The sequence below is a fragment of the Aeromonas sp. CD genome, assembly GCF_033349375.1.
In the GTDB taxonomy this organism is placed as follows: Bacteria; Pseudomonadota; Gammaproteobacteria; order Enterobacterales; family Aeromonadaceae; genus Aeromonas; species Aeromonas hydrophila.
The window spans coordinates 3,217,644-3,240,701 of sequence record NZ_CP137631.1 but is presented as its reverse complement, the minus strand read 5'-3'; the positions used below and the strand labels follow the sequence as shown (position 1 = coordinate 3,240,701).

Here is a 23,058-nt window from a genome sequence, read left to right as displayed (position 1 = left end):
AGTTTTACATGAACCCTGCACTCTGGATCAGCAAGACCGGCTTGGATGCACAGCAGACCAATATCTCGGTTACCTCGAACAACCTGGCGAACGCCAGCACCGTGGGTTACAAAAAATCCCGGGCCATCTTCGAGGATCTGCTCTATCAAAACATCAACCAGCCCGGTGGCCGTTCATCGGCCGACACCGAGCTGCCCTCCGGCCTGATGCTGGGGGCCGGTGCCAAGGTGGTGGCCACCCAGAAGAACCACAGCCAGGGCAACGTGCAAACCACCGACAACTCGCTGGATCTGATGATAAGCGGCCGTGGTTACTTCGAGATCCAGCTGCCGGACGGCAGCGCCGCCTATACCCGCAACGGCCAGTACACCCTCAACGATGAAGGGACCATTGTCACGCCGGGCAACGGTTATCCGTTGCAGCCGGAAATCCAGGTCCCCGAGAACGCCCAGAGCGTGACGATTGGTGAGGATGGCCAGGTGTCGGTACAGCTCAAGGGCGATGGCGCTTCCCAGGTCATCGGCCAGATCAACATCACCGACTTCGTCAATGCTTCGGGCCTGCAGCCCATGGGGGAGAACATGTTTGTCGAGACCCAGTCCAGCGGTGCTCCCATTCAGGGGGTGGCCGGCACGGACGGGCTTGGGGTGATCAAGCAGGGCATGCTGGAGACCTCCAACGTCAACGTGACCGAAGAGCTGGTGAACCTGATCCAGGCCCAGCGGGTGTACGAGATGAACTCCAAGGTTCTCTCGGCGGTGGACGGCATGATGTCCTTCCTGATCCAGCGCACATAAGTAGGAGGCGCATGATGAAAGCCATATGGATGCTGGGACTGCTGGCGCTGGGGGGATGCAGCAGTACGCCCAATACCGCCAAGCCCGATGATCCCGAGTTTGCCCCCGTCTACGGGGAGTCGGAGCCGGTCTCGGTCAGACCGACCGGTGCTATCTTCCAGCCCGATCAGGTCAACGGCATCTATTCGGACATCAAGGCGCACAAGGTGGGAGACATCATCACCATCGAGCTGGCCGAGTCCACTTCCGCCTCCAAGAAGGCCAATACCCAGAGCGGCAAGGACAACAAGCTGACGATGAACACGGCGATGCTGGGTGGTGTGCCGGTGACGGCCGGCCCCTATGATCTGTCGGCCTCCCTCAGCCAGAACGGTGCCTTCAAGGGACAGGCCAAGGCGGATCAGAGCAACAGCCTGCAGGGCAACATCTCCGTCAGCGTGGCCAAGGTACTGCCCAACGGCAACCTGCTGGTGCGCGGCGAGAAGTGGATCATGCTCAACAACGGCAACGAATATATCCGGATCACCGGCATGATCCGCCCCGAGGATGTGACCACTGACAACAGCGTCTCCTCCCAGAAGGTGGCCAATGCCCGCATCCATTACGGTGGCACCGGTGATCTGGCCAATAGCCAGGAACAGGGGTGGCTCACCAGCTTTTTCAATGGTCCCTGGTGGCCGCTCTAGGAGGTGTTATGAAGTCGCTCCGTCTTGCTGCCCTGCTCTGCTGCCTGTTGCCCCTGGGGATGGCCCATGCCTCCCGGATCAAGGACATCAGCTCGGTGGAAGGGGTACGTAGCAACCAGCTGATCGGCTACGGTCTGGTGGTCGGTCTGCCGGGCACAGGTGAGAAGAGCAACGCCTTCACCGAGCAGACCTTTCGCACCATGCTGAACAATTTCGGCATCAAGGTGCCGGACAACATCAAGCCGAAGATCAAGGACGTGGCGCCGGTGGCCATTCATGCGGATCTGCCGCCGTTTGCCAAGCCGGGCCAGACCATAGACGTCACAGTGTCGGCCATCGGTGAGGCCAAGAGCCTGCGCGGCGGTACCCTGCTGCAAAGCTTCCTCAAGGGGCTGGATGGCCGGGTCTATGCGGTGGCGCAGGGCAGTCTGGTGGTTGGCGGGCTGGGTGCCGAGGGGGCCGACGGCTCCAAGGTGGTGATCAATACCCCGACCGTGGGCCGTATCGCAAACGGGGCCACCGTGGAGCGAGAAGTCCCGAACTCCTTCAGCCAGGGGGATACCATCACCTTCAACCTCAACCGCCCCGACTTCACCACGGCGCGCCGGCTGGCGGACGTGGTCAACGATCTGGTCGGCCCCAATACGGCGCAGGCGCTCGATGCCACCTCGGTCAAGGTCTACGCACCGCGGGACCCGGGCCAGCGGGTCTCCTACCTCGCCACCATCGAGAACCTGGAGGTAGATCCGGCCAGCGAGGCAGCCAAGATCATCGTCAACTCCCGTACCGGCACCATCGTCATCGGCAGCCAGGTGCGGCTCAAGCCGGCGGCCATCAGCCACGGCGGCTTGACGGTCACCATCGCGGAAAATCAGCAGGTGTCCCAGCCCAATCCGCTCTCCGGCGGGCAGACGGCGGTCACCAACAACTCCACCATCAACGTGCAGCAGGAGCAGGGACGCATGTTCAAGCTGGATACCGGGGCCACCCTGGATGATCTGGTGCGGGCAGTGAATCAGGTCGGGGTGGCTCCCGGCGATCTGATGGCGATCCTGGAGGCGCTGCAACAGGCCGGCGCCATCGAAGGCCAGCTGGTCATACTGTAATAAAGCGGCAAGGGGTTGCCACGGGCGGCAATGAGGTAAGCAAAATGGCAGAGTTAGATACCAACAGCGGCGTGAATCTGGGCATGGTGCAGGATATCCAGAACCTGGATCGCCTGCGCCAGCTGAGCCAGAGCAAGGAAGGCAAGGCGGATGCGCTCATGGCGGCTTCTCGTCAGTTTGAGTCCATTTTTACCCAGACCCTGTTTCAAAGCATGCGCCAGGCCAACCAGGTATTGACCCAGGACAGCCCCTTCAACAGCAGCTACACCCAGTTCTATGAGGGGATGCTGGACGAACAGCGGGTCGCCGACATGTCGAGCAAAGGCGGTATCGGCCTGGCTGCCATGGTGGCCAAGCAGCTCTCGCCGGAGACCTTTACCCATCACGACGGGCGGGTGCTCAAGATGCCGCAGCGTACCGAGCGGGTCTATAAACCCTACCAACCGCCCACCTCGGCCGCCAACGATCTCATCTCAGCTTCAAAAGTTGGCAAAGATTTTGCTGACAAAGAGATGAGTGGCGATGTGCAGCCTTTGGCAACGGCTCATCGCAGTCGCCGCACCATACCGCCCATGGGGCCTGCGCAAGTGGGGCACGGCATTCGCAGCGCCAAGGCGCTCGATGAAACGACCCAGGTGTTTGACACCCCGGAGGAGTTTGTCAACCGGCTGATGCCGCTGGCCAAGAAGGCGGCCGACAAGCTGGGATTGAGTCCGGCAGTGCTGGTGGCCCAGGCGGCGCTGGAAAGCGGCTGGGGCAAGCGGGTGATCAAGAACGGGGAGGGGCAGGTGACCCACAACCTGTTTGGCATCAAGGCCGATCCGCGCTGGGAAGGGCCCAAGACGGTGGTCAGCACCCTGGAATACGAGAAAGGAGTGGCATCGCGCCAGAAGGCGGCGTTTCGCTCCTACGAGTCGTTCGAGGAGAGCTTCAACGACTATGTGGATTTCCTGACCTCGGGTTCCCGCTACAAGGGAGCCCTGGCGAAGGTGGACAGTCCGGACCGTTATTTCGAAGCCTTGCAACAGGCTGGATACGCCACCGACCCGCACTACGCCAGGAAACTGAAACAGGTATTGCGCAGTGATGCCATTGCCGGCTACTCCGCGACCAACAATACAGAAATGGAGCTGTAAGTCATGGCAAGCGACCTGCTTGGAATTGGTACCTCGGGTGTGATGGCCCAGCAGCGACTGCTGCAGACCACCAGTAACAACATCGTCAACGTCAATAGCCAGGGCTATGTGCGTGAACGGACCCTGATCTATACCAATGCCAACGGACTGGGGACCGGCGACATGCTGACCGAGCGGGTCATCAACGCCTATGCCCAGGGAGAGGTCAGGCGCGACACGTCCGCCTTCTATGCCTCCTCCACCCGTTATCAGCAGCTCGCCAACACCGACAGCCTGCTGGGTGACACCAGCAACAGCGTCGGCGCCGCCATCAGCTCCTATTTCGAGGGCTTCCATACCGCCAACGAAGCCCCGGCCGATATCTCTGGTCGCAAGACGACTTTAAGTGGGTTGAGTGGCATGGTGAACCGCTTTCACACCCTGTCGGCCCAGCTGGACAAGCAGACCGACACCATCAACACCACTATCGAGGATGAGGCCAAGCGGGTGAACAGCCTGATCAACAGCATCAACGATCTGAACCAGGCCATCATTCGCACCCAGGGCACGCCGGAAGAGAACCTGATGCTGTTCGACCAGCGTGACGAGGCCATTCGCCAGCTCTCCGAGAAGATGGAGATCCGCACCGTGCCACAGGCCAACGGCAGCATGCTGGTCAACATGAGCACAGGCCACTCCCTGGTGCTCAACGGCAGCGTTGCCCAGCTCAGCGTGGTGCCGGGCAATCCAGATTCTCGTGAATCTGAGTTGCAGCTGGTCATGGACCCCAACAAGATTACCCTCAATGACAAGGACATAGGCGGCGGGATAGGGGGACTTTTCTCCGCTCGTAACGACTTGGAACCGGCCAAGCGCGAGCTGGGTCAATTGGCGGCCGCCATGGCCGATGCCATGAACCAGCAAAACCGGTTGGGGATGGATCTGGACAACGAGCTGGGGGGGGATCTCTTTTCTCTCGGTACGAGCGATGGTCTGGCCTACAGCCAGAACACCGGCAACGCTGCCGCCAAGGTGAGCTTCGTGCCCGGCAAGGGGACGGAAGTGACCACCTTCGACTATGAGGTGCAGTTCAGCAGTGCCACCGGCTACGAGGTGTTCTCGGTGGACAAGGATGGCAACCGCACCTCGCTGGCCACCGGCACCACGCCACCCGCCACTGTGCAGGTAGCGGGCCACGGCATCCAGTTTGATCTTTCTGGCACCCCGGCGGCGGGGGATCGGATCCTGCTGCAACCCACCAAGCGGGCGGCAGCCGGCCTGGGTCAGCTGGTTACCCGGGCCGAAGATCTGGCGCTGGCATCGCCGCTCAAGGCCGATAAAGGCAAGAACAACTTCGGTTCGGGCGAGATCAAGCTCAATGGCATTACCAATACCGGCACCGGCTCTGGCTTTGGAACCAACAGCCTGGATCCGGCTTCACCCCAGGTAGTGAAGATAGACGGCAGCGGCAACTACGAGGTCTATGCCGCCGATGGCACCACCCTCATCGGGGTTGCGCCGGCCGCGAGCAAGGGACAGAACCTGATGGCGGCCCTCGAGAATCCGCTGGGCGGCCCCAAGGTCTATGCCACCCCGACCCAGACTCCGGGTTACGAGTTCAGCATCACCGGCAAGGTGGAGGCCAATGACAGCTTCACCCTGAGCTACAACACCGACGGCTTTGCCGACAACGCCAACGGCCTGGCGCTGGCCGAGCTGCAGAACAAGGATCTGGTGCGCAAGAGCAGCAATGCCGGCACCAGCAACGACAAGATGACCTTCAACGAGGCCTACTCCAGCCTGGTGACCGGGGTGGGCAACACCACCAGCCAGGCCAAGAGCCAGCTCAAGGCCGATGAAACGAAATTGACCCAGAGCAGGGGGATTTTCGAGAGTGTCTCCGGCGTCAGTCTGGAGGAGGAGGCGGCCAACCTGATCCGCTATCAGCAGTCCTATGCCGCCTCCGCCCAGATCGTCAGCACCGCCAAGACCATCTTCGACACCCTGCTGTCATCCGTGAGGTAAACCGATGCGTATCACCACCAACATGGTCTATGACCGCAACATCTCCTCGCTGAACAGTGCCAACGAGCGGCTGAGCACGGCCTACGAGCAGCTGATGACGGGGGAGAAGTTCAAGTCGGCGGGGGAGGATCCCTCCGGCATGAGCCAGAAGCTTGCGCTGACCAAGGAGATCGATCTGTTCAAGCAGTACGGGGTCAACGGCAGCCTGCTGGAAAACAGCCTGGGCCACGAGGAGACGGTGCTGACCGCCCTCAACACCGCCATGACCAGTGCCCAGACCCTGATCCAGAAGGCGAACGACTCGGCGGTGGGGTACGAGGATCGCCAGGCGATTGCCAGCGAGCTGGAGGGGCTGCAAAAGCAGATGTTCGACCTGATGAACAGCAAGAACTCCCAGGGCGAATACATTTTCGGCGGCAATCAGAGCAAGACCCAGCCGTTCATTCAGGATGCCAGCGGTAATTATGTCTTTCAGGGGGATACCGGCCAGCGCAACATTCAGGTGTCGCCGACGGTGCAGATCCCTGCCAACGATTCCGGTTTCAATCTGTTCGAGATAGTGCCGACCCGCAGAACCAGCAGCGCGGGGAGCGCCAATATTCAGGTCGGGGTGGCCGATCAGGGCAACTTCGACAGCTTCTATCGCAACAACTACGATCCTTCGCTTGCCAGCAACCAGTATACGGTGAACACCATTGCCGGCACGCCGGATACCTATGAGATCAGGGATGGCGGCGGTGCTTTGCTGCAAAGCGGCGACTATGTGGCAGGCAACAAGATCCCCTTCAACGGGCTGGAGCTGACCCTGTCGCTGCCGGCAGGGGGGGCGGCGCAAAACTTCGTGCTGGATCCGCCCCAGAACAACAACATCCTCGATGGCATGTCCGACTTCATCACGGCGCTGCGGGATCCCAACATCACGCCGGATACCTTCCAGCTGAAGGTGGCGGATGCCACCGCCCACATGAAGAATGCCCGGCTGAACGTGGATCAGGGGCTGGGGGAGATTGGCGGCAGAATGAACGGGCTGGAGCAGGTGATGGGCTCGAACGAAGGGCTGAGCACCTTGAACCAGCAGGCGAGGGCCAAGGTTTCCGAGGCGGATCTCTATGAGGTGATTGCCACCCTGTCAAAAGAGGATGCGGCGCTGAGCGCCACCCAGCTCTCCTTCAGCAAGATCAGCAAGCTGACCCTGTTCGACTACATTCGTTGACCGGTCACTTATCGCTCGCGGCCCTGGTGGCTGCGAGCGATGGTTACCACTTGGCCCCTGTTTTTCCCATTCGTTTATCCTCATTCAACTCCCCATGCCGGCCAATTGTAACAAGCTGTTGCCACAGGCTATTTAGCACATTGCGACGGGTTGACTCCTATTGAGCATTCGATAATCATGCAGCCCGCACAACAGAGGGTTGTGCGCATATTTGCAGCATCTCGTTAGGCGAGGCTCCTGTATAAACACAGGCCACTGATCTCACGACGTCCAGAGACGCCCAAGATCAGGACAGTTTTCATCGGATTAAGGTGTAAACCCAAGTGGCTTCCGGCATGCCGGATACGTTATGCAGTGCTAAAGCTGGTACGTGGGGATGATGACACGCCGGACGGCGTCATTTCCTGCCTATTACTCGTCAATCAAATTGCTGTTTTCTTTCAGACGGCGACGGATCACCGTTCGCGCTCAGGCTTGCCTGAAATCACATGAGGTCATTTGTGATGAAGAAAACACAGACTCTACTCAATCGTCATCAACTGCTCGATCTGGCTGCCCTGCAGGGTTGGTTGGAGCACAACCTGGATCCGGTTCAGCGTGCCGATCAGCTGCTGAGCCTGCGTCCGGAAGAGCTCAACTGCATCTTCGATACCCTGCCCACAGCCGAGGGGGCGGCGCTGCTCAGTTCGCTCTCGGCAGACTGTGCCGGGCGTCTGCTGATGCGGCTGCATGCCAGCATCGTCAGCGTGTTGCAGGGGGCCATGCCCCGTCGCGACATGCTGGCCATTCTGCGCCGGTTGGGCAGCAGTGATCGTACCATGCTGCTTGCCCGCTTCCCGGAGCAGGTGCAGTCCACCTTCTACTCCCTGCTCGACTGGCCGACCGAATCGGTGGGCGCCAACATGCGCCACGAATTCCTGGCCATCGGTGATCAGGAGACGGTGGGCAGCGCCAAGCAGCTGATCCACGATGCCTGGGACAACGCCCAGCTGTTCCAGAACCTCTATGTGGTCAACAACGACCACCGCCTGCTTGGCAGCATCTCGCTCAAGTCCCTGCTGATTGCCGACCCGCAACTGCCGGTGAGCGAGTTGATGGATCGGGAGACGGTGCGCATCAACGCCCGGGCAGATCAGGAACTGGCCGCCCGCCTGCTGATCGACCGCGACATCTCGACCCTGCCGGTCGAGGATCAGGGCAAGCTGGTGGGTATCTTCCACGTGGACGATGCCGCCGACATCCTGGAGCTCGAATCCACCGAGGATGCGGAGATGCAGGGTGGCTCCTCGCCGCTCGACACTCCCTATCTGCAGGCGACTCCCTGGCAACTGTGGCGCAAGCGGGTGGGCTGGCTGCTTATCCTGTTCGTGGCTGAAGCCTATACCGGTACCGTGCTGCGGGCGTTTGAGGAGCAGCTGGAAGCGGCCATCGCGCTGGCCTTCTTCATTCCGCTCCTGATCGGCACCGGCGGCAACAGTGGTACCCAGATCACCACCACCATAGTGCGAGCCATGGCGGTCGGGGAGGTGAGCCTGCGCAACCTCGGCACCGTGCTGAAAAAGGAGATCTCCACCGGTCTGCTCATCTCGGCCGCCATCGCGCTGGCCGCTTGGGTACGGGCCTGGAGCCTGGGGGTTGGTCCCGAGATCGGCATGGTCGTTACCCTGACCATCATCGCCATCGTGCTGTGGAGCGCCACCGTCGCTTCGGTGATCCCCATGGTGCTGCGTCGCTTCCGCATCGACCCGGCCGTGGTATCCGCCCCCTTCATCGCTACTCTGGTGGATGGTACCGGTCTTATCATCTACTTCGAAATCGCCAAGCTGCTGCTGCCCGAGCTGCAGTAAGCCGCCATCCCGAAAACAAAAAAGGCAGCCCGTGGGCTGCCTTTTTTGTTTCGCCGTTTTGTCTCGCTGCATCGGCGTCAGCCGAGCTGGAACAGCAGTGGCCAGCCCTGTTCCTGACAGTAGCGGTGCTCCTTCTCCAGATTCTGCATCAGCAATTTGTTCTCGTCGCACCAGTCCAGTGGCAGGGTGACCACCAGCTGATCGCCGGCGGCCTGCACATGCCAATCGGGCAGCAGGTTGTCCTGGCGCCGGTGGTGGGCGGCGACCGCGAGGCGCAGAATGCGGATGCAGCGCAGCACCGTCTGTTCGTCGTGATTGGGCAGAGAAGGGAGCTCGGAGAGCTTGAGCCCCTTGCGGTGAAAGCGCACCAGCGCGGCCAGCAGGGCCTGATCGTCCTGGTTGAAGCCGGGCAGGTCGGTGTGCTGCAGGATATAGGCGGAGTGGCGGTGAATGCCGCTGTAGTTGATGGCAAGGCCGATCTCGTGCAGTCGCGCCGCCCAGCCTAGGATGGCGCGATAGGGCTCCTCCGGCATCTCCCAGGGGCCGCTGAGCAGATCGAACAGGGTCAGCACGCTCTGTTCGACCCGGCCAGCCTGACGCTTGTCGATGCGATAATGGGTGGAGAGTGCCAGGGCGGTGCGCTCGCGAATGTCGTGGTGCTGCAGGCGCTCCTCGAACTCGTACAGCAGCCCCTCACGCAGGGCGCCATCGGAATAGTCCATCCGCTCGATGGGCAGGGAGGTGAAGAGCCCGAGCAGGATGGCCACCGCGGCGGCAAATACCTCCTGACGCTCCTCGGTGAGGCCGGCCAGCTTGAGATCGCTGACCCGCTTGTGCCTGAGCATCTCCTGCTTGAGCCGCTCCAGCCCTGCCAGGGTGATGGCGCCATCGGTCCACTCTTCCCCCTGCAACACATCGCGCACGGTGCGGATTGAACCCGAGCTGCCGAGACAGCTCTGCCAGCCCAGCTTGCGGTACTGGTTGATGATGGGGGCGAGCTGGTGCTGGGCCTCCAGCACGGCATTGTTGAAGGCCTTCTCGCTCAGCTTGCCGCTGGCAAAGAAGCTCTGGGTGAAGCTGACGCAGCCCATCTTGCGGCTGGTGAGCGCCTTGTGATCGAAGCCCTCGCCGATGATGAGCTCGGTGCTGCCGCCGCCGATGTCCACCACCAGTACCTGGCCCTCGATGTGCTGGGTATGGGCCACCCCCTGATAGATGAGGCGCGCCTCTTCCTGACCGCTGATGATCTCGATGGGGTGGTTGAGCACCTTGGCCGCCTCGCTCACGAACTCGCGGGCGTTGCTGGCACGGCGCAGGGTATAGGTGCCGGCGATGCGGATCTGATCCGGCTTGATGTTGGTCAGCCGCTCGGCAAACAGGGCGAGGCAGTCGAGGCCCCGGGTCATGGCTTCGGCAGACATGCGGCGCTGGCCGTCCATCCCCTCTGCCAGCCGGACCCGCTCCTTGAGCCGATCGACGATCTGCAGCCGTCCTTCGGTGAGGCGGGCGATGACCATGTGAAAGCTGTTCGAGCCGAGATCGACGGCGGCGTACAGGCTATTGTCCATTGTTTGACTCTATGCGTTTGAGGTAGTCGTAAATCGCGACCTGGGAACGGATTTTGCGGCGGTTGCCCCGCTTCACGTATTCGTTCTTCTGGTCGGCATCGATGACCCGCGCCTTGCAGGTGTCACTCAGTTGTAGCTCGAGAATGTCGAGGATGCGCTGCTTGAGCCGCTCGTCATAGATGGGGGTGCCCACCTCGATGCGGCCGTCGATGTTGCGGCTCATCCAGTCGGCGCTGGAGATATAGAGCTGGGGATTGCCCTTGTTATGGAACACCATCACCCGCGGGTGCTCGAGGAAGCGGTCGATGATGCTGATGACCCGGATGTTGTCGCTCAGGCCCGGTACGCCCGGACGCAGGGCACACATGCCGCGGATGATCATCTGGATGGGCACCCCGGCCTGACCGGCGGCATAGAGCCGGTTGATGAGGTCTCTGTCCACCAGGTTGTTGATCTTGAGGGTGATGCCGCTCGGCTGGCCCGCCTTGGCGTTGGCCAGTTCGTTGTCGATGAGCCGGTAGAGTTGGCGGCGGCTGTTGATGGGGGAGACAAGCAGGTGGTTGAACTTGTAGCGCCGATAGGGATATTCGATGTACTCGAACACCCCCTCCACCTCGGCGGTGATGTCCGGGTGGCGGGTCAGCAGGGAGAAGTCGGTATAGATCTTCGCCGTCTTCTCGTTGAAGTTGCCGGTGCCGATGTGGGCGTAGCGCACCGCCTCACCCTGCTCATGGCGGGTGATGAGGCAGAGTTTGGAGTGGATCTTGAGGCTCGGTACCCCGAACACCACCTTGACGCCGGCATCGGTCAGGATGTTGGCCCAGTCGATGTTGGCCGCTTCGTCGAAGCGGGCGCGCAGCTCCACCACCACGGTCACCTTCTTGCCGTTGTTGGCGGCGTCGATGAGGGAGTGGATGATCCGCGACTTCTTGGCCACCCGGTAGATGTTGATGCGAATGGCGCTGACCGCCGGATCGAACGCCGCCTGACGTACCAGCTCGGTGAAGTGGTGAAACTTGTGGTACGGGTAGTAGAGCAGTATGTCCTGCTTGGTGATGGCGTCGAAGGCGTTGACGAAGCCGTCAAAATCGCGGCAATCCAGCGCCGGCAGCTTGGGGTTTTCCAGATAGTCCCGGCCCACGTTGGGGAAGCCGATGAAATCCTTGAAGTTGTGATAACGGCCGCCCGGCATGATGGCGTCGTAGGAGCTGATCTGCAGCTTGAGCTTCAAGAAGCTGATCATGGCCGCCGGCATCTCCCGCTCGTAGACGAAGCGCACCGGCATGGCGGTGAGGCGCTGCTTCAGGCCATCACTCATCTTGTCCACCAGGCTCAAATCCAGCTGGTCGGAGAGATCGTATTCGGCATCCCGGGTCAGCTTGACCGCGTAGGCGGCTATCTCGTCGTAGTCGAAGAAGCCCTTGAAGATCTCGTCGAGACAGAAGCGGATGACGTTGTCGAGGATGATGATCTGCTTCTTGCGACGGGTGCCTTCCGGCGGCAGCTGGAAGAAGCGGGGCAGATCGTCGGTCGGTACCTCCACCAGCGCGTACTGGATCACCTGACCGTTCTTCTTCATCTCGATGGCCAGATAGGTGTACTCGTCTTTCAGGAACTTGACCGGGTTGACCTCTTTGTTGAGCAGGATCGGGATGATGTGGCGCAGCACCTTCTCCTTGAAGAAGACCCGCAGCCACTGCTGGATGGACTCGGAGAGCTGGTACTCGTTGACCAGGAAGATGTTGTGGCGGGCCAGCGCTATCAACAGCTCCTTGTAGGTGTTGTCGAACGCTTCGCCGAGCGCCATTACCTTCTGCTGGATGGCGCGCAGCAGCACCTTGGCCTCGTCGTCGCCACCGTGCACTTCGTTGATCAGGATGCGGCGCTTGACGTCCGACACCCGCACTTTAAAGAACTCGTCCTGGTTGGAGGAGAAGATCCCGAGGAAGCGGACCCGCTCGATGAGCGGGACCGTCTTGTCCATTGCCTCTTGCAACACCCGTTCATTGAATGAGAGCCAACTCAGCTCCTTCTCTTCATACTGCTTGTCGGTGCTCATGTGATGCCTCTGTGGTCAGGTCGCGTCTGCGCGGCAGTTATGGCGTGGAAATATGACAGATTGATGACCATCCGCTCAGTCGATGATGGCCTGATCGATGTCGACCACCAGATCGTCCGATAGCGACTCCAGCGCGCTGATGAGATCCCCCAGTTCGAGTCGGGGCGGCAGCGCCACCAGGGCGTGGGCGTAGAAGAGCGGGGCGCCGGAGTGGGGGGCCGGCTCGCAGCCGGTGGTGAGGTCGGCTACGTTGACGTTGAGCTGACGCAGGATGCTGGCCACCTCGTGGACGATGCCGGCCCGGTCGTTGCCGGTGACGCTGACCATCACCTGCCGTTCCGGCTCCTGGCTGAGCTGGCCTTCGGCGAAGCTGACGGTGAGGCCGGGCAGCATCACCAGCGCCTCGCACAGGCTGCGGTAGTGTTCGTCAGGCACGCTCACGTGCAGGATGCCGGCAAATTGTCCTGCCAGCTCGCTCATGGAGCTGGCCAGCCAGTTGCCCTGCTGGTGGGTGATGACGTCCGCCAGACTCTCGACGATACCGGGCTTGTCAGCGCCTATCACGGTCACGACCAATTGCTTTTGCATCCTGCTCTCCTTGGAAAATGGGTACTCCGTAGCATTGTGCCTGCTGTCACAGGCCATATGAAGCCCCGCCCACCGCAAATATGGCGAAAAAGCACCGCCGGGAGGGGGTTGGCGCCATTTCTGCACTGCCTGCGCCCGCTGCACCGTGGTAGAGTGATGCCCCTGTTTTGTATTGTGAACCGGATAGCTCTTGTGAACGGGATGTGCGCGTATGAATAGCCTTGTCGTATCGGGATTGGTGTTGTTGGTGTTGCTGCTGCTGGCGATCTTCTGGAGCAGGGGCAAGAAGGGCAAGGCGCTGCCCTATGATCTGCAGGAGACCCTGTTCAGCCCCGCCGAGCGCTCCTTCCTCGGCGTACTGGATCTGGCGGTCGGCGACCAGGCCCGGGTCTTTGCCAAGGTGCGGGTGGCCGATGTGCTGACGCCGGAGACGGGCATGGGCAAGAGCAAGTGGCAGCAGGCGTTCAACAAGATCAGCGCCAAGCATGTGGACTATCTGCTCTGCCACCCCTCCGATCTCTCCTTCATCTGCGCCATCGAGCTCGATGACAGCTCCCATCGCCACCAGAAGCGCAAGGTGCGCGACAGTTTCCTCAAGGCGGCCTTTGACAGCGCTGGTCTGCCGCTGCTGCAGATCCCGGCAAGCAGCCATTATCAGGTCGAGGAGCTGCGCGAACAGATCCTGCCGTTGCTAAGCGGTCCCCGCCATGCTCCGGATGAGGATCTGCTGCCAGGGGATCGCCGCGAGCCCACTTTCAGTCCCCTGCAGCTGGATCGGGTCGAGGTGGAAGAGCCTCGCCATGGCGGTCGTGCCCCGGCCGTGGCCCCCATCAAGGCGATCGTATCGCCACGCAGTGCGCCGCTGCCGGCGGCCGACGCCGAGCTGGTGGAGAATCTGTTTGCCGAGGTAGAGGATGAGGAAGAAGAGTATCCCCATCAGGTGCCGCACTGTCCGCGCTGTGATGCGCCGCTGGTGGAGCGGGAAGCCAAGAAGGGCCCCCATGCCGGCCGGCTGTTCCTGGCCTGCAGCCGCTTCCCCGAGTGTCGCTACGCCGCACCCCATACTCACGCTCGCCATTGATCCCCACCTCCTGTTTGCGGCCTGCTGCCGGCCGCAAACAGGTGCATCTGCTCGTGTTCCAGCCTCTCTTGCTTGCCCGCTACCTGCCCACCGTACCCAAAAAAAGAGGCGACAAAATTTATCTTGTTGCGCCGTTGGGTCGATAAACTTAGGTGAAATGCGACAAATTTTGACAATGCGTCGGAATTTTGGCACTTTGTGCATCCTGCATAAAGTGCGTGGTTTGACCACATAAGCACAATAAAACAATAAGTTACGTCGAGAATAGAGGGATGGATATGATGGCAATGGGAGTGTTGATTGTTGACGCCGATGCGCAGCGGCGCCAACAGTTGGGGACAGTTCTCTCGTTCATGGGGATCCCCTGGCAGGACGTTGCCGAGGGCGATCTGGATGTGGCCATCGAGTCATCCGGCCCGCTGCAGGGGGTGCTGACCGGTTCCCTCAACGGCCGCCCGCTGGGCGAGCTGCTGACCGGATTCCCCCGGGTGCCTTTCCTGTCGCTGGTGGAGGCCGATTTCCCCAACAGCAACTTCATCGGGGTGGCCGAGGCGCCCTTCACCTACGAATCCCTGACCCGCCATCTGCACTTTTGCCAGGCCTTCGTCTCCCTCCATCCCCGTCAGCAGACCCACGACAAGGGGCAGGCGCTGCTGCGGCTGCTGGTGGGCAAGGGCAAGGGGATCCAGGAGGTGCGTCGGCTCATCAGCCAGGTGGCCGAGACCGATGCCAACGTGCTGATCCTCGGTGAGTCGGGTACCGGCAAGGAGGTGGTGGCGCGCGCCATCCACGAACTCTCTGGCCGTAGCCAAGGGCCGTTTGTTCCCATCAACTGTGGTGCCATTCCGGCGGAGCTGTTGGAGAGCGAGCTGTTCGGCCACGAGAAGGGGGCCTTCACCGGCGCCATCGCGGCGCGGCGCGGCCGCTTCGAGCTGGCACAGGGGGGCACCCTGTTTCTCGACGAGATCGGCGACATGCCGCTACCGATGCAGGTCAAGCTGCTGCGGGTGCTGCAGGAGCGGTTGTTTGATCGGGTTGGCGGCGGCAAGCCCATTCAGGCGGATGTGCGCATCATCGCGGCCACCCACCGGGATCTGGAAGCCATGATCCGTACCCAGGGTTTTCGTGAAGATCTCTACTATCGCCTCAACGTCTTCCCCATCGAGACCCCGCCGCTGCGGGAGCGGGCCGACGACATCCCGCTGCTGCTGCAGGAGCTGCTCAACCGCCATGCCGAGCTGCATCAGGGGATGATCCGCCTGACCCAGCGCGCCATGGAATCCCTGATGCAGTACCCCTGGCCCGGCAACGTACGCGAGCTATCCAACCTGCTGGAACGGCTGCTCATCCTCTATCCGCAGCAGATCGTCGACGTGGCTGACTTGCCGAGCCGCTATCGTCTGCTGCCGTGCGAGCCGCGGGACGAGCGGCTGACCGAGATGGACGAGCGCGATGCACTGGCCGCCGTGTTCCAGGATCCGCCCGAGCTGGATCTGCCCGCCAGCCACGCCCGCGCCATGCAGCTGCCGGAGGAGGGGGTCAACCTCAAGGAGATGCTGGCCGACCTGGAGGTGGAGCTGATCCGTCAGGCGCTGGAGTCCCAGGACGGGGTAGTGGCCCGCGCCGCCGACCTGCTCGGCATGCGCCGCACCACCCTGGTGGAGAAGATGAAAAAATACGGGATGAGCAAGGAAGCATAAGGGTCAAAGCCTTGACGCCCAGCTTCAAGGCTTTGATTTTATATATAAATTTTAGTGGCATGGAAATTGAATAAGCTGACTCAGTCGCCAGTTTGAGGTCAGCTTTATGACAGCCCAGCCGCAGGATACCCCGCTCCAGTCTCACGAGGTGAGCCAGCTTTACGCCATCTTCACGGCGCTGCCCACCGGTGTCTTGCTGCTCGACGGCGAGGGCCGGATCACCCGCGCCAACCCGGCCGCCAAGGCGCTGCTGGGGGAGCCGCTGGAAGGCCAGGCCTGGCGCCAGATCATCGACCGCTGTTTCCAGCCCCGCGAGGATGACGGCCACGAAATTTCCCTGCGCGATGGGCGCCGGGTCCAGCTGTCGACCCAGCCGCTGCCGGATCAGCCGGGCCAGCTGGTGTTCATCAACGATCTGACCGAAACCCGCCAGTTGCAAGACCGCATCAACCACATGAAGCGGTTGTCCGCCCTTGGCAACATGGCTGCCTCGCTGGCCCACCAGATCCGCACGCCGCTCTCCGCCGCCATGCTCTATGCCGCCAACCTGGCCAACCGCACTCTCAAGCCGGAATCCCGCAGCCAGTTCCAGCAAAAGCTGATGGCGCGCCTGCAGGATCTTGAAAAGCAGATCAGCGACATCCTGCTGTTTGCCCGCAACGGCGACAACCAGGTGGTGACCCCGACGTCGGTGCAGGGGTTGCTGGCCGAGGTGCAGGCCGGCGCCGAGGCATTTTGCAGCCAGCAGGGCTGTGAGCTGCACATGGAGGCGCCGGAGCCCGATCTCTGCCTGCTGGCCAACAGCAGCGCGCTGGCGGGGGCGGTCAACAACCTCATTGCCAACGCCCAGCAGGCCGGCGCCACGTCGCTTCTGGTAAGCGCGGTACGCAGCGGCGCCCGGGTGGAGCTGCGCATTCTCGACAACGGCAAGGGGATGCCCGCTCACCTGCTGAGCCAGATTTTCGAACCCTTCTTCACCACCCGCTCCCAGGGTACCGGCCTTGGGCTGGCGGTGGTGCAATCCGTGGTCCGTGCCCATCAGGGCGAGGTCAGCGTGGCCTCGGTACCCGGCGAGGGAACCTGTTTTACCCTGTCGTTCCCCCTGCACCAGCAAGCGGTGCAACTGGGGGGTGTAGCATGAGCGTCAGGCTCGTGGAAATGAATATTGCAGCGGCCAGGTTGGCTGTGGTGGGAGGTGTAGCATGACTCAGGCCCGGATCCTGGTAGTGGAAGATGACAATGGCCTGCGCGAGGCGCTGGTGGATACCCTGTTGCTCGGCGGCTATGAGTGCCGCGAGGTGGACAGTGGCGAGCGGGCTTTGCTGGCCTTGTCGCGCCAGAGTTTCGACATGGTGATTTCGGATATCCAGATGGGGGGCATGGATGGCCTGACCCTGCTGGCCAACATTCGTCAGCAATATCCCCAGGTGCCGGTGCTGTTGATGACCGCCTACGCCAACATTGACGGTGCGGTGCGCGCCATGCGCGAAGGCGCCATCGATTATCTGGCCAAGCCCTTCTCGCCCGAGGTGCTGCTCAACCAGGTCAGCCGCTATGTGCCGGCCCAGAAGGTGGAGAAGCGGGCCGTGGTCTACGGCGATCCCAAGACCGCCGAGCTGTTCCAGCTGGCGACCCGGGTGGCCAGAAGCGAGGCCACCGTGATGGTGACCGGCCCGAGCGGGACGGGCAAAGAGGTGCTGGCTCGCTATATCCACGACAACTCCAGCCGCGCCGAGCAGGCGTTCGTCGCCATCAACTGCGCCGCCATTCCGGAAAACATGCTGGAGGCGACCCTGTTCGGCTACGAGAAGGGGGCCTTTACCGGCGCGGTACAGGGCTGCCCCGGCAAGTTCGAGCAGGCGCAGGGGGGGACCCTGCTGCTCGACGAGATCACCGAGATGGATCTGGGGCTGCAGGCCAAGCTGCTGCGGGTGCTGCAGGAGAAAGAGGTGGAGCGGCTCGGCAGCCGCAAGATGATCCCGCTCGACGTGCGGGTCATCGCCACCAGCAACCGGGATCTGAAAAAAGCGGTGCAGGACGGCCTGTTTCGCGAGGATCTCTACTACCGCCTCAATGTCTTCCCGCTGCGCTGGACGGCGCTGTGGGAGCGTCCTGGTGACATACTGCCGCTGGCGGAGCACCTGCTGGCGCTGCATGCCGGTCAGCAGGGATTGCCGACGCCGCAGCTGACCGAGCCCGCGCGCGCGCGGCTGCTGGCTCACCCCTGGCCCGGCAACGTGCGCGAACTCGACAACGTGGTGCAGCGCGCCCTGATCCTGAGCCCGGATGGCCTCATCGGCTGCGAGCACCTGATCCTGGAAGAGGTGGAGGAAGAAGAGATTCGCCTTGTCGGCAGTGAACGCAGCAGTGGCAGCGAACACCTGGGCAGCGAGCTCAAGCAGCAGGAGCACCAGATCATTCTCGACACCCTGCAGGATTGCAACGGCAGCCGCAAGGCGGTGGCCGACCGGCTCGGCATCAGCCCGCGCACCCTGCGCTACAAGCTGGCCCAGATGCGCGAGGCGGGGATCGACCTGCCGGCCTGAAGCCATTCCAGGCCCTGCCATGGGCAGCAGTGCGGGAGGCATCATGGTCTTGGCGGCCAGCCTCGATTATCATGGGGCCTCGGCGTTATGAGCCCGATTCCTGTCTGCATCGCAGCACAGGGTCGGCGCCTTTATAAGGGACCCCTATGATCTCTCATCGAAAACTCGAAACCGTACTCAACCATCTGCTCGAACCGCATGCCATCAAGGATTACTGCCCCAATGGCCTGCAGGTGGAGGGGCGTGAGCGCATTCGCAAGGTGGTGACCGGCGTCACCGCCAGCCAGGCCCTGATCGATGCGGCCGTGGCCGCCGATGCTGACGCCATCCTGGTTCATCACGGCTACTTCTGGAGTGGTGAACCGGCCCAGATCACCGGCATGAAACAGCGCCGCATCAAGACCCTGCTGACCCACGACATCAACCTGTTTGCCTACCACCTGCCGCTGGACGTGCACCCCGAGGTGGGCAACAACGCCCAGCTCGCCAAGCTGCTCGACATCAAGGTGTGCCGTGGCCTCGAGCCCTGGAACAGCAAGAGCGTCGCCATGGTGGGCAAGCTGGAAGAGCCCATGAGCGGCAGCGATTTTGCCAAGCTGATTGCCGAGCGGCTCGGCCGTGAGCCGCTCCATTGCGGCGACAGTGGCCCCGAGCTTATCCGCTCGGTGGCCTGGTGCACCGGCGGCGGTCAGAGCTACATCAATCTGGCGGCGGAGCAGGGCATCGATGCCTTCATCTCCGGCGAAGCCTCCGAGCAGACCATCCACACCGCCCGCGAGATGGGGATGCACTTCTACGCGGCCGGTCACCATGCCACCGAGCGTTACGGTGTCAAGGCGCTGGGGGAGTGGCTGGCGACGGTGCACGGGTTGGATGTGACCTTTATCGATATCGACAATCCGGTGTAGGTTTGATTAGCCGCATAGCGGCGTAATCGGACGTGATGACAGCAAGTGCGCTGGTAGATAGAAATGACAAGGGAGGCCTGGGCCTCCCTTGTTGCATTTTATTACTGCGGTTAGCGGTTACTCGCTGGCATAGCCTGCCGGGCCAAGCTGCTTGCCATCGAGCAAGGCAGACCCTGCCCGCATCTGCAAGCGCCCTTCACAGAACCACTGCACCACCAGGGGGTAGATGCTGTGCTCTTGTACCTGTACCCGGGCCGCCACCTCGTCGGCATCATCCCCTTCGAAGATGGGGACGCGGGCCTGCAGGATCACCGGGCCGCCGTCGAGCTCTTCGGTGACGAAGTGGACGCTGGCGCCATGCTCGTCGTCACCGGCGTCGATGGCGCGCTGGTGGGTGTGCAACCCCTGGTACTTGGGCAGCAGGGAGGGGTGGATGTTGATCATCCGCCCGGCAAAATGCCTCACCAGGTCGGCACTCAGGATCCGCATAAACCCGGCCAGCACCACCAGATCGGGCTGATAGTCCGCCATCAGCGCCAGCAGGGCGGCGTCATACTCCTCCCGGCTGGCAAACTGCTGCTGGGCGAGGATGGCGGTGGCCACCCCCGCCTCTTTGGCACGTACCAGACCATAGGCATCGGCCTTGTTGCTGATGACGCCGACCACCTCACCGGCAATCTTGCCGTCGGCACAGCCGTCGAGGATGGTCTGCAGGTTGCTGCCGTTGCCGGAGATCAGCACCAGGATGCGTTTCATGGGGGAGGTCATTTGGCTGTTGATCCGGTCATTCATTGAATGATGACCTGCTCCTCACCATCGGCCGCCTTGGCGATATGGCCGATATGCCAGGCGTTCTCGCCTTCGGCCTTGAGCAGGGTCAGCGCTTTTTCCAGCTGATCCGCCGGCAGGGCGATGATCATGCCGACGCCGCAGTTGAAGGTACGGTACATCTCGTGGCGGGTGACGTTGCCGGCCTGCTGCAGCCAGCTGAACACCGCCGGCCACTGCCAGCTCTGCTCGTCGATCACCGCCTGGGTGTCGGCGGGCAGCACGCGCGGGATGTTCTCCCAGAAGCCGCCACCGGTGATGTGGGACAGGGCGTGGATCTCGCACTCCTTGATGAGCTTGAGCACGGGTTTCACGTAGATGCGGGTCGGCTCCAGCAGGGCGTTGGCCAGGGTGGTGTCACCCAGCGGCTGCTGCACGTCGGCCTTGGAGACTTCCAGGATCTTGCGCACCAGCGAGAAACCGTTGGAGTGGGGGCCGCTGGCGGCCAGGGCGATCAGGGCATCCCCTTCGCCGACCTTGCTGCCGTCGATGATCTCGCTCTTCTCCACCACACCGACGCAGAAACCGGCGATGTCGTAGTCTTCCCCTTCATACATGCCCGGCATCTCGGCGGTTTCGCCGCCCACAAGGGCGCAACCGGACTGCTCGCAGCCGGCACCGATGCCGGTGACCACGGCGGCGGCGGTGTCGACGTCCAGCTTGCCGGTGGCATAGTAGTCGAGGAAGAAGAGGGGCTCGGCGCCCTGCACGATCAGGTCATTGACGCACATGGCCACCAGATCGATGCCGACGGTGTCGTGCTTCTTCAGGTCGATGGCGAGGCGCAGCTTGGTGCCCACCCCGTCGGTACCGGAGACCAGCACCGGCTCCTTGTAGCCCGCAGGGATTTGACACAAGGCCCCAAAGCCGCCAAGACCACCAAGGACTTCAGGACGACGAGTGCGCTTTGACACGCCCTTGATACGTTCAACCAGTGCATTGCCGGCATCGATATCCACGCCAGCATCCTTGTAGCTCAGTGAGGTTTTGTCAGTCACGCGTATTCCCCGTCATATAAAGAAGTGGAGGGTAAAATTCGGGGCGTATTCTAACAGTGGCGGTGAAAAACCAGAAAGGAAATCGTTTGCGCGTTTTTGCGCGGAAATGCTCTACAAGCGGCGGCTTTTGTTGTATGATTCCGCGATTTTTTTGCGGCAGTTAGAGGAGATAATAATGAAAGTCGTTGAAGTCAAACACCCCCTGGTCAAGCACAAGATCGGTCTGATGCGTGAAGGCGATATCAGCACCAAGCGTTTCCGTGAACTGGCCAAGGAAGTGGGCAGTTTGTTGACCTACGAAGCGACCTCTGACTTCGAAACCGAGAAGGTTACCATCGATGGCTGGAATGGGCCAGTGGAAGTTGACCAGATCAAGGGCAAGAAGGTCACCGTCGTGCCCATCCTGCGTGCCGGTCTTGGCATGATGGATGGCGTGCTGGAGCACATGCCGAGCGCTCGCGTCAGCGTGGTCGGCATCTACCGCGACGAAGAGACCCTGCAGCCGGTCCCCTACTTTGAGAAGATCGTCAGCAACATCGAAGAGCGTCTGGCGCTGGTCATCGACCCCATGCTGGCCACCGGCGGCTCCATGATCGCCACCATCGACCTGCTCAAGAAGAAGGGCTGCCAGTCCATCAAGGTGCTGGTGCTGGTTGCCGCGCCGGAAGGCATCAAGGCGCTGGAAGCCGCTCACCCGGACGTGGAGCTGTTCTGCGCCTCCATCGACCAGGGCCTGAACGAGAAGGGCTACATTGTCCCGGGTCTGGGCGACGCCGGCGACAAGATCTTCGGCACCAAGTAAGCCTCGATCGCCTCATCGCGCGCCAGCAGGCGCGCAAACGGAGCCGGCACCCCGCCGGCTCCGCTGTTTCTCCCACCCCGGCTTGCTGCCATGCGCGCCTTGCCGCTACCATAAGCACCATCTCCCATTTCGAGACTCCTCTCATGCTCAAACGTGTTGTGACCGCCCTTTGCTGCGGCTTGTCATTCATGGTGTCGGCCGCCCAGGTGACCGATCTCTATCAGGGCAAGGCGCCCACCAGCGGCGACATGGCGGCGGCCCAGTCCCAGGCCTTGGGCGAGGTGCTGATCAAGGTGACCGGCAAGCGCGACATCCTGACCCAGCCAGCGGTGGTCAAGGCGCTGGCAGCCCCCGGCGAGTTCGTGCAGCACTACGGTTATCAGGACGTGGGGCCGGTGAAGTTTCTCAAGGCCGATTTCGATGTGGCCAAGGTCAATGCCCTGGTGGCCGAGAGCAAGTTTGCCCTGCTGGGCCCGGCCCGGCCACAAGTGGCCATCTGGCTGGTGATCAATGAAGGGGAGCGGCGCATTCTGCCGGATCAGTCCAGCGATGGCTGGGCTGCCGCCCTGCGTACCCAAGCCCAAGCCATGGGGCTGCCGGTCAGCATTCCGCTGATGGACTTGGACGACAACATGGCGGTCAACGCCACCGACGTCTGGGGCCGCTTCGCCGACCCCATCCTCAAGGCGAGCCAGCGCTATGGCGCAGAGATGGTGGTGTTGGGCAAGCTGACGCCCGATGGCAAGGAGGAAGGCAAGTGGAGCATCGACTGGGGACTTTACGGCCCCAAAGCGGGCGGTGAGCTGAGCGAACTGACCAAGGGCGAGGGCGCCGGCACCCAGGCCGAGGTGGCGCAGACGTTCGCCGATGCCTTGGCAGGCTGGCTGGTGCAGAACTATGGGGCGCGCATCTCGGGTGTCGCCTCCAGCCAGACACTGGTGGTGGAGGGGTTGTCCGGCATCGACGGCATGATCACGGTGCAGAAGATGTTGCAGGGAATGGCCAGCGTCACCAAGGTGGAGATTGGCAAACTGGAGGGGGACAAGGTGACCTTCAACCTGAGCCTGCAAGGGGACAAGGCCGAGCTCATCCGCGGGCTGCAGCTGGAGAGCCGGCTGCGCCAGCTGGCGGATACCCCCGAGGGGCTGAGCTATCAATGGTCGCAGCCCTGATCCTGGCAAGGATCCTGAC

The 23,058-nt window shown here is 62.0% G+C and carries 19 protein-coding genes and 1 riboswitch; of the genes, 14 read left to right on the top strand and 5 right to left on the bottom strand.

From position 1 onward, the window contains the following. The first annotated feature begins 8 nt into the window (after window positions 1-8). The 7 genes from flgG (at window position 9) to mgtE (ending at window position 8,789) form a co-directional block, all read left to right on the top strand. Window positions 9-797, top strand: a complete 789-nt coding sequence (gene flgG, locus R2E40_RS15035; RefSeq protein ID WP_253626221.1) for a flagellar basal-body rod protein FlgG — start codon at window positions 9-11, stop codon at window positions 795-797. A 14-nt stretch (window positions 798-811) separates the two neighbouring features. Next, window positions 812-1,483: a flagellar basal body L-ring protein FlgH gene (gene flgH / locus R2E40_RS15030; protein ID WP_253626364.1), complete on the top strand. Its 672-nt coding sequence runs from the start codon at window positions 812-814 to the stop codon at window positions 1,481-1,483. Between the two features lie 8 nt (window positions 1,484-1,491). Next, window positions 1,492-2,589, top strand: a complete 1,098-nt coding sequence (locus tag R2E40_RS15025; protein WP_253626220.1) for a flagellar basal body P-ring protein FlgI — start codon at window positions 1,492-1,494, stop codon at window positions 2,587-2,589. A 44-nt stretch (window positions 2,590-2,633) separates the two neighbouring features. Beyond that, window positions 2,634-3,725 (top strand): flagellar assembly peptidoglycan hydrolase FlgJ, encoded by a 1,092-nt coding sequence (flgJ, locus tag R2E40_RS15020; RefSeq protein ID WP_168967043.1) that lies wholly within the window; start codon window positions 2,634-2,636, stop codon window positions 3,723-3,725. Between the two features lie 3 nt (window positions 3,726-3,728). Further along, complete coding sequence (locus R2E40_RS15015; RefSeq protein ID WP_318163762.1) at window positions 3,729-5,729, top strand: FlgK family flagellar hook-associated protein; 2,001 nt, start codon at window positions 3,729-3,731, stop codon at window positions 5,727-5,729. A 4-nt stretch (window positions 5,730-5,733) separates the two neighbouring features. After that, window positions 5,734-6,942, top strand: coding sequence for a flagellar hook-associated protein FlgL (gene flgL, locus R2E40_RS15010; RefSeq protein WP_318163761.1), 1,209 nt, complete (start codon window positions 5,734-5,736; stop codon window positions 6,940-6,942). A 213-nt stretch (window positions 6,943-7,155) separates the two neighbouring features. Next, a riboswitch (M-box (ykoK) riboswitch) is annotated at window positions 7,156-7,325 on the top strand. Between the two features lie 120 nt (window positions 7,326-7,445). Beyond that, window positions 7,446-8,789 carry a magnesium transporter gene (gene mgtE / locus R2E40_RS15005; protein WP_318165565.1) on the top strand — a complete coding sequence of 448 codons (1,344 nt, stop codon included), beginning with the start codon at window positions 7,446-7,448 and terminating at the stop codon, window positions 8,787-8,789. 77 nt (window positions 8,790-8,866) lie between these two features. On the opposite strand, the gene ppx is transcribed toward mgtE, so the two are convergent. From ppx to R2E40_RS14990, 3 genes are all read right to left on the bottom strand, one after another. After that, window positions 8,867-10,357 carry an exopolyphosphatase gene (ppx, locus tag R2E40_RS15000; RefSeq protein ID WP_318163760.1) on the bottom strand — a complete coding sequence of 497 codons (1,491 nt, stop codon included), beginning with the start codon at window positions 10,355-10,357 and terminating at the stop codon, window positions 8,867-8,869. After that, the gene (gene ppk1 / locus R2E40_RS14995; RefSeq protein ID WP_016351316.1) at window positions 10,347-12,416 is read right to left on the bottom strand and encodes a polyphosphate kinase 1; all 2,070 of its coding nucleotides are present in this window, start codon (window positions 12,414-12,416) and stop codon (window positions 10,347-10,349) included. The genes ppx and ppk1 overlap by 11 nt, the downstream gene beginning before the upstream one ends. 75 nt (window positions 12,417-12,491) lie before the next feature. Continuing rightward, window positions 12,492-13,004, bottom strand: coding sequence for a glycine cleavage system protein R (locus R2E40_RS14990; RefSeq protein WP_318163759.1), 513 nt, complete (start codon window positions 13,002-13,004; stop codon window positions 12,492-12,494). 211 nt (window positions 13,005-13,215) lie between these two features. Between R2E40_RS14990 and R2E40_RS14985 the strand changes: the two genes are divergently transcribed. From R2E40_RS14985 to R2E40_RS14965, 5 genes are all read left to right on the top strand, one after another. Then, a complete protein-coding gene (locus R2E40_RS14985; RefSeq protein ID WP_318163758.1) occupies window positions 13,216-14,085 on the top strand; it encodes a DUF2726 domain-containing protein in 870 nt (289 codons plus the stop codon). Window positions 14,086-14,363: 278 nt separating this feature from the next. Next, a complete protein-coding gene (locus R2E40_RS14980) occupies window positions 14,364-15,785 on the top strand; it encodes a sigma-54 dependent transcriptional regulator (RefSeq protein WP_029303977.1) in 1,422 nt (473 codons plus the stop codon). Between the two features lie 106 nt (window positions 15,786-15,891). Further along, window positions 15,892-16,926 carry a sensor histidine kinase gene (locus tag R2E40_RS14975; protein WP_011706627.1) on the top strand — a complete coding sequence of 345 codons (1,035 nt, stop codon included), beginning with the start codon at window positions 15,892-15,894 and terminating at the stop codon, window positions 16,924-16,926. A gap of 61 nt (window positions 16,927-16,987) precedes the next feature. Next, on the top strand, window positions 16,988-18,331 hold the full coding sequence (locus tag R2E40_RS14970; protein WP_318163757.1) for a sigma-54 dependent transcriptional regulator: 1,344 nt from the start codon (window positions 16,988-16,990) through the stop codon (window positions 18,329-18,331). Window positions 18,332-18,477: 146 nt separating this feature from the next. Next, complete coding sequence (locus R2E40_RS14965; protein WP_412055129.1) at window positions 18,478-19,239, top strand: Nif3-like dinuclear metal center hexameric protein; 762 nt, start codon at window positions 18,478-18,480, stop codon at window positions 19,237-19,239. A gap of 117 nt (window positions 19,240-19,356) precedes the next feature. Here R2E40_RS14965 and purN read toward each other — a convergent pair whose 3' ends face one another. Both purN and purM read right to left on the bottom strand, forming a co-directional pair. After that, the gene (gene purN / locus R2E40_RS14960; RefSeq protein WP_223950515.1) at window positions 19,357-19,995 is read right to left on the bottom strand and encodes a phosphoribosylglycinamide formyltransferase; all 639 of its coding nucleotides are present in this window, start codon (window positions 19,993-19,995) and stop codon (window positions 19,357-19,359) included. Window positions 19,996-20,027: 32 nt separating this feature from the next. Further along, the gene (purM, locus tag R2E40_RS14955) at window positions 20,028-21,065 is read right to left on the bottom strand and encodes a phosphoribosylformylglycinamidine cyclo-ligase (protein WP_318163756.1); all 1,038 of its coding nucleotides are present in this window, start codon (window positions 21,063-21,065) and stop codon (window positions 20,028-20,030) included. 175 nt (window positions 21,066-21,240) lie between these two features. On the opposite strand from purM, the gene upp reads away from it, so the two are divergent. Next, complete coding sequence (gene upp, locus R2E40_RS14950; protein ID WP_005302745.1) at window positions 21,241-21,867, top strand: uracil phosphoribosyltransferase; 627 nt, start codon at window positions 21,241-21,243, stop codon at window positions 21,865-21,867. A gap of 143 nt (window positions 21,868-22,010) precedes the next feature. Then, window positions 22,011-23,039: a DUF2066 domain-containing protein gene (locus R2E40_RS14945; RefSeq protein WP_073350868.1), complete on the top strand. Its 1,029-nt coding sequence runs from the start codon at window positions 22,011-22,013 to the stop codon at window positions 23,037-23,039. The last annotated feature ends 19 nt before the right edge of the window (window positions 23,040-23,058 follow it).

Coding starts and splice junctions, on each gene's coding strand:
- flgG (WP_253626221.1), top strand. CDS start 9: ATGAACCCTGCACTCTGGATCAGCAAGACCGGCTTGGATGCACAGCAG.
- flgH (WP_253626364.1), top strand. CDS start 812: ATGAAAGCCATATGGATGCTGGGACTGCTGGCGCTGGGGGGATGCAGC.
- R2E40_RS15025 (WP_253626220.1), top strand. CDS start 1,492: ATGAAGTCGCTCCGTCTTGCTGCCCTGCTCTGCTGCCTGTTGCCCCTG.
- flgJ (WP_168967043.1), top strand. CDS start 2,634: ATGGCAGAGTTAGATACCAACAGCGGCGTGAATCTGGGCATGGTGCAG.
- R2E40_RS15015 (WP_318163762.1), top strand. CDS start 3,729: ATGGCAAGCGACCTGCTTGGAATTGGTACCTCGGGTGTGATGGCCCAG.
- flgL (WP_318163761.1), top strand. CDS start 5,734: ATGCGTATCACCACCAACATGGTCTATGACCGCAACATCTCCTCGCTG.
- mgtE (WP_318165565.1), top strand. CDS start 7,446: ATGAAGAAAACACAGACTCTACTCAATCGTCATCAACTGCTCGATCTG.
- ppx (WP_318163760.1), bottom strand. CDS start 10,357: ATGGACAATAGCCTGTACGCCGCCGTCGATCTCGGCTCGAACAGCTTT.
- ppk1 (WP_016351316.1), bottom strand. CDS start 12,416: ATGAGCACCGACAAGCAGTATGAAGAGAAGGAGCTGAGTTGGCTCTCA.
- R2E40_RS14990 (WP_318163759.1), bottom strand. CDS start 13,004: ATGCAAAAGCAATTGGTCGTGACCGTGATAGGCGCTGACAAGCCCGGT.
- R2E40_RS14985 (WP_318163758.1), top strand. CDS start 13,216: ATGAATAGCCTTGTCGTATCGGGATTGGTGTTGTTGGTGTTGCTGCTG.
- R2E40_RS14980 (WP_029303977.1), top strand. CDS start 14,364: ATGATGGCAATGGGAGTGTTGATTGTTGACGCCGATGCGCAGCGGCGC.
- R2E40_RS14975 (WP_011706627.1), top strand. CDS start 15,892: ATGACAGCCCAGCCGCAGGATACCCCGCTCCAGTCTCACGAGGTGAGC.
- R2E40_RS14970 (WP_318163757.1), top strand. CDS start 16,988: ATGACTCAGGCCCGGATCCTGGTAGTGGAAGATGACAATGGCCTGCGC.
- R2E40_RS14965 (WP_412055129.1), top strand. CDS start 18,478: ATGATCTCTCATCGAAAACTCGAAACCGTACTCAACCATCTGCTCGAA.
- purN (WP_223950515.1), bottom strand. CDS start 19,995: ATGAAACGCATCCTGGTGCTGATCTCCGGCAACGGCAGCAACCTGCAG.
- upp (WP_005302745.1), top strand. CDS start 21,241: ATGAAAGTCGTTGAAGTCAAACACCCCCTGGTCAAGCACAAGATCGGT.
- R2E40_RS14945 (WP_073350868.1), top strand. CDS start 22,011: ATGCTCAAACGTGTTGTGACCGCCCTTTGCTGCGGCTTGTCATTCATG.